Source organism: Metallosphaera javensis (ex Hofmann et al. 2022) (assembly GCF_022064045.1).
In the GTDB taxonomy this organism is placed as follows: Archaea; Thermoproteota; Thermoprotei_A; order Sulfolobales; family Sulfolobaceae; genus Metallosphaera; species Metallosphaera javensis.
In genome coordinates, this window is record NZ_JAKNCW010000022.1 from 1 (window position 1) to 14427 (window position 14427).

Below are 14427 nucleotides of genomic sequence, written 5' to 3' on the forward strand. Positions count from 1 at the left end.
TGCTTAAAACCCTTTACCTTGAGGTGGGTGATACCAAGAAACTGTTCAGCCTGAGGTAAGTTCCGAAAAGTGCTACATATGCACCTCTTTGATAAGGAAGTGAGGTTTTCGTGTAGCGGAATAGTCGGCGCGTCATTTCCCCAGGCTGCGGGAGCAGCCTTCGCCTTCAAGTACAGGGGAGAAGATAATGTTGCTGTGGCCTTCGCCGGGGAGGGAGCAGCGAATCACGGTACCTTTTATGAGACCTTGAACGCTGCATCGCTATGGGAACTTCCCCTTATAGTGGTGGTTGAAGATAACATGTACGCCGACTCCACTCCCAAAAACATGGCCCTTGCTACACCCCATCATTTTCAGAGGGCAATGTCCCTGAACGTTCCGTCCTATCTTGTGGATGGAATGGACGTCATTGATGTCTATCTTGCCACGAGAAAGGCAGTTCAAAGGGCCAGGAGTGGAGGGGGTCCTTCCCTGATTGAAGCCGTCACCTACAGATTCAGGGGTCATTTCGAGGGAGATGGACAGGAGTACAGGGAAAGGGATGAAGTTGAGGTGTGGAGATTAATGGATCCAATCACTAGGCTGGGTAACAGGTTGACCAAGTTGGGAGTAGAGAAGGAGAGACTGGAGGAACGGAGGAGGAGGGCCAGGGAGAAAGTGGATGAGGCCTTAAAGTTCGCCGAGGAAAGTCCCTATCCTGAACCTTCAACCGCTTTGACGGGGGTGTTCAGATGAAGATGAAGGGAATTTCCCAGGCCATAGCTCAAGGAATAGCCCAGGAGATGGAGAGGAGAAATGACATTGTAGTGTTGGGGGAGGATGTTACCTATTGGGGTGCTGTCTTCGGGTTCACCATGGGTCTCTTTGATAAGTTTGGAAGGAAAAGGGTGGTGGACACACCCATCACGGAGCAGACCTTCATGGGAATGGCAGTGGGAATGGCATCAGTTGGTCTTCACCCCGTGGTATCTCTCATGTTCGTGGACTTCCTGGGGGCGGGATTCGATCAGATGTACAACCATATGGCCAAGAACCACTACATGTCTGGGGGACAGTTTCCCATGCCTGTCACAGTGATAACAGCAGTGGGTGGCGGTTATGGGGACGCAGAACAGCACTCTCAAGTGCTTTACGGACTTTTCGCTCACGTCCCGGGTTTCAAGGTTGTAGTTCCCTCAAATGCCTACGACGCTAAGGGCTTGACCATTAGGGCATTGAGAGATCCTAACCCTGTTGTCATATTCGGACACAAACTCCTCACGGGACTACCATTTCTCCCTTACGAGGGAGAGGAGGATGAAGTGCCGGAGGAGGCATACGAGCTAGAATTTGGGAGAGCGGTAGTGAAGACGGAGGGGAGTGACTTGACCGTTGCATCTGTGGGAGTAATGGTGCATAGGGCCATTAGGGTTGCGGAGAAACTAAGGAAGGAAGGCATCTCTGTCGAAGTGGTGGACCTGAGAACACTGGTACCCCTAGACGAGGAGACGCTCTCCAGGTCGGTAAAGAAGACTGGAAGGTTGCTCATAGTGGACGAGGATTACATGAGCTATGGCATGACTGGTGAGGTAGCGTTCAGGGTCCAGTCAAGGGCCTTGAGAGAGCTAAAGGCTCCAATTCAGAGATTGGCAGTACCGGACGTGCCGATCCCCTTCAGCGAGCCCTTGGAGAGGGAGGTAATTCCAAGCGAGGCAAAAATAGAGGCCAAAATCAGGGAAATGTTAAGATAGGCAATGGAAAATTTTGAAACTAGCAAAACTTTAGCATGATGGAATTCAAGTTCTGGCAATTCAAAAAGAACTAGAGTTCCCATGGAGCTTATCATCAAAGAATACTTTTAATACTTAAATAAATCAAGCTATTCAGTATACAAAGTTTTATTAATAGCAAGAAATAAATATTGTGACATATAGTTTAAAACTATTCTCATATTCTTTGTGGTCACTCTCCTTGTACCTATTGTAGCCTTAATTGGAGCATTATCAGGAAGCTTCGTTCTCCTTGATTATGTTAACGTAATTACGGAAGGTGCTTGGACTGGAATTGACCTCTTCATGGGATTGCTTATTAGCAGAGCTATGAGGTCGCTAGACCCTCCTACAAGAGCTGAAATAATAAAGAGACGTTCCATGATGTTATTTTTCATGCTTGCACTAGCTTCAGCAACGACTACAGGCGTTTATATAGCAATACATACATATTTACTTTCATCATTAAATAGGCTTTTCCTCATTGTAGTACAATAGTTCTAAATATTAATAGTGCAAGGCTTTGGCCTAATTCTTCCCAATGAGGTAAGAATATACATGGAGTTAAGGAAGTCAAACCCCGACATGAGCAAGACAGTTAAGCTTGGAATGAGGAATATATATCAGGTAGTCAGATGTTATTTCAAATTGCCATCATATTCGTTATGTCACTCATTACTGTTGGGTAATACCCATATACAGCCTTTAGTTGTAAGCCTAGACTCTCTTAAAATTTCCACCTTTACGTTTCCCATATGATATGTTTACTTTACTCGCTCTAAATATACTGTCTTAGATTCGCCCTGTGATAGCTCATCATTAGGCCCAGTCATGTGAGTGTGTCCATAGTGTTGTCATGTTGGTGCATTTTAAGTTTCAAGAATTCAATGCTGAGTCACGAAGCCATGAAACGAATTTATGCAAGTTTGACGACATTATGACTATCGCATAAAGTTTTAATGGTTTCATATTAATATCTATTAATTCTTGGATCTATGGGATTACTTATAGGTCTTTAAAATATTTGCAATAACATCTAAACTCCATGATTAATCTTAGGCTCATACCTCGGGAGATTTTTGACTAAAATTGTAGTTTTTATTACCTTATCGTTCAAGCATTTAATAATTATAATTATAGAGAAGACCAACTACTGCATGCATTGCAAAGCAGATCTTATCTAAATTATAGATTATTACCGTATTTTAGGTAACTATAAATCAATAATAGTTTTTACCCACTTAATGGAGAATGTCACCTGATATATTAAGAGGTGTAAATGGTAATGGAAAGTTCGACAAAGCACAAGTCCCCATATGGGGAATATACCATAATAGTTGATAGTGTAGGCAGGAAATACAGGGTAGGAGAGGACGTAAAGGCGATAACTAGGAAGATGCTGGGATATCCAATAGGCAGGAGGCTCTTGTTGCTAGGCGCATGGATGTCATTTTTCTTCGGTAGCGTACTAGAGTACGGTTGGGGTGCAGCCTCAACAACGGTAATTTCCCATTATGGGTGGTCACTCGCTGAGGGTTTCTTCAATTATACGGTGTATGTGCTTTTCCAGGCCACCATATGTGCCATGATCTTTCAAAGATTGAGGGAGAAGGGTCTAATTAGTCCAAGAAGGGCACTGTTGTTTGGCGGTGCCTTGCTCATGGTAGCATATTACCTTTTCGCTAATTCGTTCCAGCCTTGGATAGCATATCTCGGATATGCGGCTATAGGAGGTGTGGGTGCTGGTTTAGGGTATGCCGTGGGAGGGGGCGTGGTCAATAAGTGGTTCCCTGAAAAGAGAGGATGGAGATTAGGGCTAGCAAATGGCGCTTGGGCTTACGGTGCGGTCCCATACATTCTTTTGTATATCTTCGACTTTAATTCCAGTAACTTCCAAGAAATATTATACATTACTGGCCTCAGCATTGGGATAGGATTAATAATAGCTGGGTTCTTAGTCGCAGATCCTCCGAAGTATTGGTGGCCCAAGGATGTGGATCCCATTGCCGCTAGGCAGGCTAAACTCAAGTCAAGAGAATTAAAGGTTAATCCGCCTGCGGTAGCCCAATGGACCCCCAGGGAAATGCTGGCAACTCCGATAGGAAAGGCTCAGATGATCTCATTCACGCTAGCGCTGGCGGCCTCACTATTTAATGTGTCATTCTATGCACCTTTCGGGGCAGCCATGGGGTTTGGGGGAGGTATAGCTTTCGCTGTTGGTGCAGCGGGTTTCGCATTGACGGATGGTCTGGGTAGGCCAACTCAAGGCTTCATCTCAAGTCTGATAGGAAGAAGAAAGGCGCTCACCATATTCTACTCGTTTATGGGGATAGGTGGTCTAGGCGTTCTATATGCAGGATTAGCTCATTTGGCGATTCCTTGGGCAATATTAGCAGTAGCCACGGGTGCGGTGTCAGGTGCATGTTTCGTGTTCGACTGGTTGATAATTGCTGACTACTTCGGTGAAAACAATATAGGAAAGAACTGGAGTATTCCCTACGCCCTAAAGGTGGTAGGTGGAGCTTTCGGAGGAATAGTGGCGGCAGTTATATTGACACTAGTGAGTGGAGGTACCTGGGCCGATGTCGTTACGAGTGCGCCGATAACCATAACTCCACTGGCGTGGTCTGTGGTATTTTGGATAGGTGCCGCGTTTTCGCTGATAGCTGCTGCACTGGTCTGGTTCGTGGAGAAGCCTCCAACAATAGAGGATTACATTAAGGTTAGATTAAAACTTCATGAACCTATACCGGAAGAGGTTGCCTCAAAGATCCCTCAGGAAAAGCTACAGGCTCTGATTCAACAATATAGTAAATGATACTCTAGAGTCACAAACAAGTTAGATTGATTTTTCTATCATATTTTATTTTATCTGAGATTATTTTGGGAAAAGATTTTTAAACTCTAAAAACCATATTATAATGAAGTAGAATGAGTAAGGAAAGAGATGATCAAACCGAGGAGTGGACCATTCATAAGGGCTTGATAAACGTATCGGATACCGTGATCTATATACTGGGATGGGTCTTCCTATTCGTGGGATTGGGGGTAGATGTGCTGGGGGTAAATGCCCACTCCGGTTCCATAGTGGCTGTGGGGATAGGACTTAACTGGATCGGAATCATTCTGGCGTTCGGCAGTGGGGCAATAGGAAATAGAAAAATACCACCAGGATACGGGGAGAAATGAAATATATCTGAACAAATTTTCTTTTTTAATTAACGAAGTAACATAGTTCTTTTGGGCTTTACTTTTCGTGAACTCCTTTAAACTTTCTGCAAATCTATAACTTTGATCATTGCAGAAACTTGAATACATTTCCCTTACTGCTTGCGAATATGTTAGAAAACTTTAATACTGATTAGTTACATTATTAATAATATATATGCAGGATTATAAACTTGATGAGGTGGATATGAAAATACTTGAGAGATTGAGATATAACGCTAAGTTCACCCTCACTGTGCTCTCTAAGGAATTGGGCATGCCAGTGAGTACCATTAGATACAGAATAAAGAAGCTCGAGGAGAACAGGATAATTCTCGGTTACGTTCCCCTTATAGATAGGGCGAACCTTGGCTATAAGGTCTCTCTCATACTGGAGATTGATTCGATCCCCAAATATATTGAGCGGGTGGTCAACGAAATATCACAGTTTCCTGCCGTGGTAAGGGTTTATGGTGTTGATAGCGGACCTAGGCTTCACGTTCACGCCGTATTCAAGGAGGAGGAAGAGGCCTACTCGTTCATTTCTAACAGATTGTATAATATCAAGGGTATAAATTCAGTTGAGACTTCTAAGATAATAAGAAGATATAAGATAGATCCCTCCATCCTACTCTGATTTTTTCCTAATCCAGTTCACTCCAAATCCTTTTTTTCCTTCTTGCTAGAATTTAATTGAACGTCTTGCTGACGAGTTCTCCCTTGAAAATATAATTGGACTATCTTGGTCACTTTGAGATTCTTGCAAAGAATCACCTTGGGACTTGAAACTTTCTTCCAGATGCAAACTGGATTTTTTGAAAAAATTACTTAAAACTATAAATGTAAGCAACTACTATAATATACATGAGAAAATGGGAGAAGAAGATGTAAAGTATGTGGAGATAACCTATAGGGGGATATTTCAGAAGAGGCTAGCGAAGTATATTGCTGAGGGACTGGTGTATATGGCGAGAGATATGGGGAAGTCTGCAGTTTCGTTCGGAAGATACGGTGATTCTCCTGAGAGAAACGGAGTTCCTGCAAAGTATTATGTAGCAGTAGGCAACGTAAGCGAGGAGGATCTGATAGGATATTCCACAAGAGTGGAGCCAGAGTATGTGGACGTGATAGCTGTCCTAGACGATACCCTACTGAAGGGCGTAGAATCATGGGCCTGGCAGGGCGTTCAGCCCATTAACTTAAAGTTGAGGAAGAATGGAGCCATGATTGTCACCTCAAGGAAACCCATGGAAGAGTTGGTTAAACTTACGCCTTTTAAGGACTTTCAGTGGACCTTAGGAAAACTCAATTGGGACAGATCCTTCTCAGGCCTGTGGGCATTCAATGATGATACCACTATGGAGAGGGTGTGGGGAGCCATAGCTAAGGTAAGACCAGACATAGTGGACATCCAGCATGTCGTCTCATACGTGAAATCGCATAAGAAGGATAAGCTCAATGAGAGGCTGAAGGCAGTGGAGGAGGCATACGAGGGGCTAGTAATCAAGACCATGAACCCTGGAGAGGGAGTGGAGTTCAAGTACGCTCCTCCTAGGCTCCTGACATGGCAGGAAATGATGGAGGGAACAGCAATACCCGCAGTGCCCAGGGGAGGAAGAAATGAACAGTTCAAGAGAGGCACAACGAAGACCGAGAGACCCACGGTGGACTTCGATACCTGCATAAAATGTGATCTCTGCTGGGTGTATTGCCCAGATGAGTGTTTCGATAAGACTCCAGACGGTTATTATGATATAGCATACGACTACTGTGTAGGTTGCGGTATATGTGCCGAGGTTTGTCCGGTAAAGAACTGCATCGTGATGGTTGATGAGAAAAGGTTACCAGATTACACGAGGCCTTACGGAATGTGGAAAGCTAACAAGATGGAATATAAGAAATGGCTTCAGAACGCTAGGGCTGAGGTCAGGGAAAGACCAATTGTTCCGGGGTTGGGAAGATGACACAGGTAGCAGAGAAGGAAATTCTCCTCAATGGAACCCAGGCCGTTGCTTACGCCGCTATGTATGCTGATGTGGATGTTACTGCTGCTTATCCCATAAGACCTTACACAGAGGTTATGGACACAATATCCAAGCTCATAGCTGACGGACAGTTGGACGCGGAGTTCATAATAGCTGAAGGTGAGCACGGGCAGTTTGAGATAGTCAAGCATGCGTCACTGGTGGGAGCCAGAACCCTGGTGGGGACGAGCGGGGTGGGCTGGCTATACGCGATGGAGGCCATAGTTGTCACGGCAACGGACAGGGCCCCAGTCGTCGCGGTTATAGGGAACAGGGCACTGGACGATCCAGGAGCATACGGAGTTGAGCATAACGACGCGTTGATGGTCAGGGATGTGGGATGGCTCTTGGTCTGGGTTGATACTGCCCAGGAGGCATTCGATACAGCATTGCTCGCTTACAGAATTGGGGAGGACCCAAGGGTGCTCATCCCCGTGGGTGTCTCAATGGACGGTGGATTTCTCACCCACTCTGAGCAAATAGTGAGACTTCCCGATAGGGAGCTTGTGAAGAGCTTCCTTCCACCCTACGATAGGGGTAAGCTCAGAGTTCATCCAGACAATCCCATCAGTGTTGCTCCACAGGTAAATGAGGATTGGGTTACAGAGATAAGGAGACAACATGACGAGGGAATGGAAAGGGCTAGGGAGGTGATCAAGGAGGCTTACGAGTCCTTCAAGAAGACCTTCGGGAGGTATCCGGGTACAACTAGGGACATCACCATGCCAGAGAACCCATTCGTTGAACCTTACATGGTAGAGGATGCAGACGTGATCCTAGTAGGTATGGGAACAGTCTCTAAACCCATGAAGGTCGCCATAAAGAACATGAGGGAGAAAGGGGTGAAGGCAGGAATGCTAAGGATAAGGTGGTTCAGACCATTCCCTGCAGAGGACGTCATGAAGTATCTTGCAAACGCTAAGGTTGTGTGCGTGGTGGATAGGGACTATTCCCTTGGCTCACCCTTCAGAGGCGGCGTGGTGTATCACGAGGTTAGATCCTCCCTTTACGATTTGGATGAGAGACCCAAGGTCCTCAGTTTCATTGGAGGTCTAGGAGGAAGGGAGATAACCATACAGGACGTGGAGAAGATAATCAAGATCGGGGTGGAGCAGAGGGATACACCCCTCACAAGGCACACCTATTGGGTGAACGTGAGGGGGGATCCCTGGTAGTGGAGGTGACCAGACATGACCGAAAATGAGTTGGAAAAAGAGGAAAGAATGTATAAATCCATCATAAAGACAATAAAGCAGGCTCCCTTGGAGGAGTTCTACACCTCAGGGCACAGGACATGCCAGGGATGCGAATCTGCCCTCCTAATGAGGTATCTGGCCAAGATATCAGGGGAAAGAACCATAGTTGTGGGCGCCACTGGTTGCATGTATGTAGCCAACACAACATACTACACCACATCGTGGGTTGTCCCGTGGGTCCACACTCAGCTGGGCGGATCCGGTGGAGCCGCTCTGGGCACGGCGGCCGCTCTAAGGGCATTGATGAGGAAGGGCAAGATAAAGGAGGAACCCATAAACGTGATAGTGTTCTGCGGTGACCTGGGCTGTGCGGACATGGGTCTTTCAGGAGTGTCCAACGCCATGACCTACGATTATAATCTCCTAATAATATTGTATGATAATGAATCATCCGCGAATACGGACATCCAGGAGACAAGCATGACGCCATATGGTGCACAGACGTCTTTCAGTAGGCCAGGTACGGCCAGGAGAATAATGAAGAGGAGATGGAAGAAGAACGTAGTCCCCATGATAATTGCGGGACATAGGAACGTGAGATACGCTGCCACCACCAGTCCAGCCTATCCACTGGACACATTAAACAAGATAAAGAAGGCATTGAGCGCCGGAGGACCCACCTTCATACACTCTCTGGATCCATGTCCCAAGGGATGGGACTACGATCCCATGTACTCTCACGAACTGGGAACTCTGGCCGTGGAAACAGGGATATGGCCCCTGTATGAGTACATAGACGGCAAGATAGTGTACAACGAGCCAACGAAGGGTATAGTGGAGGGAAGGATAAAGAGGAAGCCGGTGAGGGAATACCTGGAGAAACAGGGAAGGTTCTCCCACTTTGTGGAGGAGGATTACGACTACTTCCAGAAAATGGTCGATGAGATGTATGAGAAGTGGGAGATACCTGGAGTAATGCCCATCAGGTCCGTGGAATTAGCTAGGAAATAACACTTGAAAAAAGTTTTTTTCTTAAAAAAGTCATGGTTTATTTTGGCCTTATTCAAGAGATTCTCTATTTTCTTTTTGAGGGCCCAGGTCCTTTCTCTTCTTGAGTTTCACTCCCTCATTCTCTCACCACTAGATGATCCTGAGAATGATGAATTGGAAGATCAACGCCGCCACCACGGACACCATCAACTGAAATATCCTGAACGTGTTCCTCACCGTTCCATCGTAACCCTTCGCAAGAAGAATTCCGTAAATTATCCCTGTCTCTACTATGGCCACCCCTAGCCCAAGTATCTTATTTCTCCTGAGCAGAGATCAGCGAAAATTGGTTCTCCAAATAGCCGTAAGAAGATTCTTGCAGTGAACGAAACTTTCATCAGGAATCTCCCTCCTCGATGATCCTCTTAAAGTTTATTGCAAAGTATTGAAACAAACTATCTAGAGAGTATCCTGAATGCATAAAATTTTACCCTTGACCAAGAGGGATAAGATTAATCAGTAGTATCGAGCCTCATACCTTGAAAATGGATCGAATAACTCCGCTAGGTTCATACCATGAACCCATATGGCACATGATGACCCGCATAGATACTTCCCGTCAGGGGATGTCGGGGATTACACTGTACTTAAGTGAGAAGGAGTCCTCTGTCGGAAGGAAGTGGAGTGTGTCGTGATCGCTACATGAGATTAGTATCTTCATACATTCCTATCAGCCTGAAAGCATGTATACAAGGTTTATAATGTTTCCCAGACAGAGCTTCTCGTGGTAAGAAAAATTGTCATATCAGCACTAATTTTAGCAGTGTTGCTGGGTGCAGTTGCGTTTTATACACGATATGACAACCATTCAACTGAAAATAACGGAGTTACTACCGTCGCCAGTAAATACCTTGTAGTCCTGTTTCCAGGACCCCAGAGGGATGTATCTATCCTGGGAAGTTACCTCAGTCAGAGCAGATACTCCATGAGCGAACTATACGCTAATGGTTCCAGCCTCTTCCTCTCCCCGTTCCTCTGGAACGTGAGGACTGCCCTGGGCGTTACAAACATGACCCTGACTCCATACCTTAACGTCACCGTTAAAATGACCCAAATCACCAAGATAACTCCCTCCATACCCGTGGACGGATACCCCGGTTTAATGTATGGAGAGGAGGGCTGGTTCCCCTTCGCGGGGAAGACCCTGGTCTCCCCATTACTACCATTACCTGAAAAAATCTCAGATCTACCGCAGTTTTACTCCATCCTGAAGTTCAGGGTGTTTCAGAACTCGGGCGTCATACAGGATTTCTCGTACGACATCTGGTTAACCCGGGACCCCAACACCACCTACCTCAAGTATGGGGACTTCGAGGTGATGATATGGATGTACGGGAGCGACTACATAACCCAGAACAAGTACTTCATCTTCACGGGCTACATGACCTTCCCTGTCTTGGTCAACGGAACCCTCAAGAACATGTCCTGGGCTGTGTACGTCCTGCCCAGGACTGGTTCAGCGACCGGATGGACAGGAGTTTACCTGTTACCTCCCCAAAACCTGCAGGGTACTGTGGGTATCCCCATAACACACGTTCTGCAGAACCTTAATCCCTACCTGCAGAGAGCCAATGTGAACTACAATGAAAGTTACTATCTTAACGCCATTCAGGTGGGCATGGAATTCAATGACTCCAACGGTACTGCAGACCTAGGGTATACCCTCTACTCGTGGTACCTGAACTTCAGTCAGGTCTGAAACATGGAGGGTCAGGGACAATCAGCAGGTGTCGAGGGAAGAGACTTTATATATTCTTGTCCTATCAGACTAGTCCCGTGAGACTAGTACTAAAAAGAAAGGAATGCGGGCAACTCAGGGGAGTTGATTACTGGCTATTGCTGTACGGCAGGAGAAAAACGGGAAAGACAACGCTCATGAAGAACTACATCAAGTACGACTATTTCGTCACCATGGCCAATGAAACGGAGGGCCTGCTGGAGAGCGGGGAAAGGGTCGAGGTGGAGGAACTGTTAAGGGAGGTTCGCTCAGAGCTCAAGAAGGGTGGCACCGTGATCATCGACGAGTTTCAGAGAATGCCGGAGAAGTTTTACGCAGACATCTCCACCCTCGACCGGAACGGGACCCTCATCCTGGCTGGCTCAAGTTATGGAGTCTTGGAAAAGGTATTCGACAGGAACTCTCCCCTCCTGGGCTTGTTGACTCCAAGGGAGATTCCAATCATGAGTTACGAGGATGTCCTGTCCCAGCTGGAGGACCCGGTGCTGTCCACCCTGTTCAGGGATCCGTGGATCATTCCCTTCATCAACACGTACGAGGAATTTGTTGAGAGATTGAAGGAGTTTTCCCTGATCTCTAAGGGTCTCATAGGAGAGGTGTTCAAGGAGGAGGAGAGAAGTCTAACCCAGCTATATTACCAGGTGCTTCTCAAGGTGGCGGAGGGATTCTGGAGAACTTCACAGCTGGCAGGTATCCTGCAGGTTAAGGGTGGGGAGGCAACCGTGTCCTCCCTGATGAACAGGTTAAGCAAATATGGGATTGATAAGGAAGATCAGTACCCTGGGAAAGGGGTATTACCACAAACATGTCTCCCCTGTGATTTCACTCTCGCTGTACGCCGAGTCAAAGTACCTAGTTAGCGAAAGGGACGTCAAGGTTAGCGATCTGCCCCTGGGACTGGAGGTTCAGTTCTCGGTGGGAGAGATGATAAGTGAGTATTACGGTGGAGATTTTGTTTACTCTCCCAGGGAGGATATAGACGTGGTGGTAATGAAGGGAAGAAGGAGGATAATAGCATTTGAGGTCAAGATGGGAGAGATAACCACTTCGGAGGCCAGGGAGGCGGTGAAGAGGATGAGCAAGGTCGCGGAAAAGGTTGGGCTGATAAGCCTGAGGGAGAAACCTCCGGAAATTGGAGACGTTTCCATAGGCCCTAAGGAGTTAATTGAGATTTCTAAGAAGCTAGGCAAGACGTAAACTAAAATGTTTTGTGAGGGTCGTTGAGATCTCCCTGTAACATTTCCCTGAACTCGAGGTCAGTTCCTTACGCCCTTGAAAAGTTCTTTACCTGGGAATGGAAGGGGCCACTCCACATCCTCATGTATAAGGAGCCTTCAATTAATGCGTGGAGTATCTGTTAAGCGACGTTTTCAGTTCTCTTTCAATTTGACATATCGCAAAAACCTAGAGGTCTTTGATTACAGTTACTCCACACATTACCCTTTAATGTGAAATTCACTACAAACCGAGCTAAATCCGCAAGTTCTGAATGACGAGAAGGGGAAGTTGGATGAAAAAGGAGGCGTTGGGGTGGGCTTCCTACACTGATGAGAGCCATCTATTGAGGTCATCAATATCCACTAGCTCCACGTTATCCATTTTTTCCTTCTTGGTGAAACTCCTGGCAAAGACCGCGTATTTATCCACTGTTAGCCCTAGCCTGGCTATCTTATCCTCCAGGCTGGTCACAATTCTGTAGGGATCAACGTTCTCGCTCCACTTGCACTCCCCGGCGATCCTGACTTTCCCCAGCCCCAGTACGTCTATCTCCACGTCCTTCCACCACTGCCTGCCAACCTTTCTTACCCCAAACCTGTCCCTCGTGTACTCCCTGCATACCCTCTCGAAAATTAAACCGAGATAGCCATTGTATTCCTCTCCCGTCAGCTCATAGATCCCTTGTTCAATCAGACTCAGGTTAGGATAGATGAACCTGAACCAGAAGTTAGTGAAGTTGTCCCTTATTACGTACCTTCCCCTCTTAGACCTAACGCTCTCGGTGACCGGGATCTCCCTGGCAATCAGGTCTATTCTCTCCAGCTTTTTCAGGTAAGAACTGATGTCCCCGCCAACCCTTACGTAATCCCTTATCTCGTTGAGGGTGTTCCTCCCCATGGAGATTGCCCGAAGAATCTCCTTGTAAGTGGCGATGTCCCTGAATTCGTACCTTAACATGAAGTCCATCTCATCTCTCAAGAACGAGTCTACTCTCCTGAGCTCCTGGTTTATCCATTCCAGGAAGGGGGATCTCACCCTGCTCAAGTACATTGGCACACCACCAGCAAATCCGTACACCCTGACTGCCTCCTCCCCGCTGAAACCAAAGCGATGTAAATCCCTGAACCTGAGTTCCCCAATCTTGAGGGAGGCCGTCCTCCTACCGTAGAGTGGGCTCTTGTAGGAGAGGACATCCTCCATGACAGAGATAGAGGAGCCCAGTAGTATTATCTTCGTCTTACTCTCCCTCATCTCATCAACAATCTTCTGGAAAGTGGACAGGATGGACTTATCTTCAGAAATTAGGTAGGGGAACTCATCAATTACAATGACCTTGTCCCTCAGGAAATGGAAAATTGACTCCCAGTCCTCTTTCACGTACTTTATTTCCTGGAACTTTCTCTGGGCAAGCTCCTTGAACTTCTGCAGGTTATTTTTCTCCGTGGCGTAGTAGTAGATTGTATCCTCCCTGTTGGAGATTGCCCTCAGTATAAGTGACGTCTTGCCAATCCTTCTCCTTCCGTAGATGATTACCAGCTCAAAATTTGGAGACTCCAATCTCTCACTCAGGCTCTCAAGTTCCTTCTCCCTGTCAACAAATATCATATCCACGAATATCATATTCTAGAATATGATTTAAGCCTTACTAATGATGGAGGTGGAACGAGCAGTCCGTTCCACATGTTCCTTTGCCTTGTTTGGTAACCCGATGAGCAGGGCCGAAATGAGAAGGTTAACTTCATACCACCGCAATCCAGGCGCTTCCTGACGTGGTTGAGGCAGAGCCCTACGTTTATACCGGAGAGCTCAAGCACGTCCACGGACCCGACCATGTCCTCGATCACGAACTTGAAGTTAAACTTCCTCCACATCACAACCAAAAGCCTTCAGTTCTTCGCATCCTCCTTGGCTAGGACGAAATCTAGCACTGCCCTCTTCCTCTTAGGCGTGACTCTCATGGCCACCAGGAGAACTTCCTTCCCTTGAGCTTCACCCACTTCCCATCCACCACCACTGGAAGTCTCGTCAACCTGAAGCTCAGGGTCCATAACCTAGTGTCCTGCTTCCCTACCAACACTAGGTAGAGCGTGGTTCCTGAGCACAACTTCCTCCCTCAGCAACTCCATCTTAACTCCGGTCTTCATCCTACCCTCCCTATCATGCACGGATAACCTCACGCTCATCCACCCGAGTCTGTATCCATTCTAGGCAAACGTCATTTGAATGATTTTTATTGATAAGGCTAA

Annotated in this window: 17 protein-coding genes; 12 read left to right on the forward strand and 5 right to left on the reverse strand. The window is 46.7% G+C overall.

The genetic code is table 11. From position 1 onward, the window contains the following. Positions 1–78: 78 nt before the first annotated feature. From L3N51_RS10930 to L3N51_RS10970, 9 genes are all read left to right on the forward strand, one after another. Complete coding sequence (locus L3N51_RS10930) at positions 79–735, forward strand: thiamine pyrophosphate-dependent dehydrogenase E1 component subunit alpha (protein WP_238027251.1); 657 nt, start codon at positions 79–81, stop codon at positions 733–735. After that, the gene (locus tag L3N51_RS10935; protein WP_238027252.1) at positions 732–1730 is read left to right on the forward strand and encodes an alpha-ketoacid dehydrogenase subunit beta; all 999 of its coding nucleotides are present in this window, start codon (positions 732–734) and stop codon (positions 1728–1730) included. The genes L3N51_RS10930 and L3N51_RS10935 overlap by 4 nt, the downstream gene beginning before the upstream one ends. A 207-nt stretch (positions 1731–1937) precedes the next feature. Beyond that, positions 1938–2246, forward strand: coding sequence for a hypothetical protein (locus L3N51_RS10940; RefSeq protein ID WP_238027253.1), 309 nt, complete (start codon positions 1938–1940; stop codon positions 2244–2246). A 787-nt stretch (positions 2247–3033) separates the two neighbouring features. Next, positions 3034–4566, forward strand: a complete 1533-nt coding sequence (locus L3N51_RS10945) for an MFS transporter (protein WP_238027254.1) — start codon at positions 3034–3036, stop codon at positions 4564–4566. Between the two features lie 113 nt (positions 4567–4679). Next, a complete protein-coding gene (locus tag L3N51_RS10950; RefSeq protein WP_238027255.1) occupies positions 4680–4937 on the forward strand; it encodes a hypothetical protein in 258 nt (85 codons plus the stop codon). 196 nt (positions 4938–5133) lie between these two features. Further along, entirely contained in the window at positions 5134–5592 is a 459-nt protein-coding gene (locus tag L3N51_RS10955; RefSeq protein ID WP_238027256.1) for an Lrp/AsnC family transcriptional regulator, read from the forward strand. 235 nt (positions 5593–5827) lie between these two features. Next, positions 5828–6919 carry a 4Fe-4S dicluster-binding protein gene (locus L3N51_RS10960; protein ID WP_238027257.1) on the forward strand — a complete coding sequence of 364 codons (1092 nt, stop codon included), beginning with the start codon at positions 5828–5830 and terminating at the stop codon, positions 6917–6919. Then, positions 6916–8154 carry a pyruvate ferredoxin oxidoreductase gene (locus tag L3N51_RS10965; protein ID WP_238027258.1) on the forward strand — a complete coding sequence of 413 codons (1239 nt, stop codon included), beginning with the start codon at positions 6916–6918 and terminating at the stop codon, positions 8152–8154. Before L3N51_RS10960 ends, L3N51_RS10965 begins: the two co-directional genes overlap by 4 nt. Positions 8155–8169: 15 nt before the next feature. Further along, on the forward strand, positions 8170–9186 hold the full coding sequence (locus tag L3N51_RS10970; protein ID WP_238027259.1) for a thiamine pyrophosphate-dependent enzyme: 1017 nt from the start codon (positions 8170–8172) through the stop codon (positions 9184–9186). 129 nt (positions 9187–9315) lie between these two features. Here L3N51_RS10970 and L3N51_RS10975 read toward each other — a convergent pair whose 3' ends face one another. Continuing rightward, a complete protein-coding gene (locus tag L3N51_RS10975; protein WP_238027260.1) occupies positions 9316–9465 on the reverse strand; it encodes a hypothetical protein in 150 nt (49 codons plus the stop codon). Positions 9466–9949: 484 nt separating this feature from the next. Here L3N51_RS10975 and L3N51_RS10980 point away from each other — a divergent pair, with 484 nt between their 5' ends. The 3 genes from L3N51_RS10980 to L3N51_RS10990 all read left to right on the forward strand — a co-directional run bounded on the left by L3N51_RS10980 (position 9950) and on the right by L3N51_RS10990 (position 12160). After that, entirely contained in the window at positions 9950–10924 is a 975-nt protein-coding gene (locus L3N51_RS10980) for a GH12 family glycosyl hydrolase domain-containing protein (protein WP_238027261.1), read from the forward strand. Positions 10925–11001: 77 nt separating this feature from the next. Continuing rightward, positions 11002–11823 (forward strand): AAA family ATPase, encoded by an 822-nt coding sequence (locus tag L3N51_RS10985; protein WP_238027262.1) that lies wholly within the window; start codon positions 11002–11004, stop codon positions 11821–11823. Further along, positions 11780–12160 carry a hypothetical protein gene (locus tag L3N51_RS10990; protein WP_238027263.1) on the forward strand — a complete coding sequence of 127 codons (381 nt, stop codon included), beginning with the start codon at positions 11780–11782 and terminating at the stop codon, positions 12158–12160. Before L3N51_RS10985 ends, L3N51_RS10990 begins: the two co-directional genes overlap by 44 nt. A gap of 342 nt (positions 12161–12502) precedes the next feature. On the opposite strand, the gene L3N51_RS10995 is transcribed toward L3N51_RS10990, so the two are convergent. Genes L3N51_RS10995 through L3N51_RS12605 form a run of 4 tightly spaced genes read right to left on the reverse strand, consistent with a single transcriptional unit; the run spans position 12503 to position 14358 of the window. Continuing rightward, entirely contained in the window at positions 12503–13801 is a 1299-nt protein-coding gene (locus L3N51_RS10995) for an AAA family ATPase (RefSeq protein ID WP_238027264.1), read from the reverse strand. Next, positions 13798–14055, reverse strand: a complete 258-nt coding sequence (locus L3N51_RS11000; protein ID WP_238027265.1) for a hypothetical protein — start codon at positions 14053–14055, stop codon at positions 13798–13800. Before L3N51_RS11000 ends, L3N51_RS10995 begins: the two co-directional genes overlap by 4 nt. Positions 14056–14067: 12 nt before the next feature. Then, the gene (locus tag L3N51_RS11005; protein ID WP_238027266.1) at positions 14068–14229 is read right to left on the reverse strand and encodes a hypothetical protein; all 162 of its coding nucleotides are present in this window, start codon (positions 14227–14229) and stop codon (positions 14068–14070) included. A 3-nt stretch (positions 14230–14232) separates the two neighbouring features. After that, positions 14233–14358, reverse strand: coding sequence for a hypothetical protein (locus tag L3N51_RS12605; RefSeq protein ID WP_255776302.1), 126 nt, complete (start codon positions 14356–14358; stop codon positions 14233–14235). Positions 14359–14427: the final 69 nt, after the last annotated feature.

Excerpts from the sequence above, each read along its gene's own strand:
- L3N51_RS10930 (WP_238027251.1), top strand. The coding sequence starts at position 79 with ATGCACCTCTTTGATAAGGAAGTGAGGTTTTCGTGTAGCGGAATAGTC.
- L3N51_RS10935 (WP_238027252.1), top strand. The coding sequence starts at position 732 with ATGAAGATGAAGGGAATTTCCCAGGCCATAGCTCAAGGAATAGCCCAG.
- L3N51_RS10945 (WP_238027254.1), top strand. The coding sequence starts at position 3,034 with ATGGAAAGTTCGACAAAGCACAAGTCCCCATATGGGGAATATACCATA.
- L3N51_RS10950 (WP_238027255.1), top strand. The coding sequence starts at position 4,680 with ATGAGTAAGGAAAGAGATGATCAAACCGAGGAGTGGACCATTCATAAG.
- L3N51_RS10955 (WP_238027256.1), top strand. The coding sequence starts at position 5,134 with ATGCAGGATTATAAACTTGATGAGGTGGATATGAAAATACTTGAGAGA.
- L3N51_RS10960 (WP_238027257.1), top strand. The coding sequence starts at position 5,828 with ATGGGAGAAGAAGATGTAAAGTATGTGGAGATAACCTATAGGGGGATA.
- L3N51_RS10965 (WP_238027258.1), top strand. The coding sequence starts at position 6,916 with ATGACACAGGTAGCAGAGAAGGAAATTCTCCTCAATGGAACCCAGGCC.
- L3N51_RS10970 (WP_238027259.1), top strand. The coding sequence starts at position 8,170 with ATGACCGAAAATGAGTTGGAAAAAGAGGAAAGAATGTATAAATCCATC.
- L3N51_RS10995 (WP_238027264.1), bottom strand. The coding sequence starts at position 13,801 with ATGATATTCGTGGATATGATATTTGTTGACAGGGAGAAGGAACTTGAG.
- L3N51_RS11005 (WP_238027266.1), bottom strand. The coding sequence starts at position 14,229 with ATGGACCCTGAGCTTCAGGTTGACGAGACTTCCAGTGGTGGTGGATGG.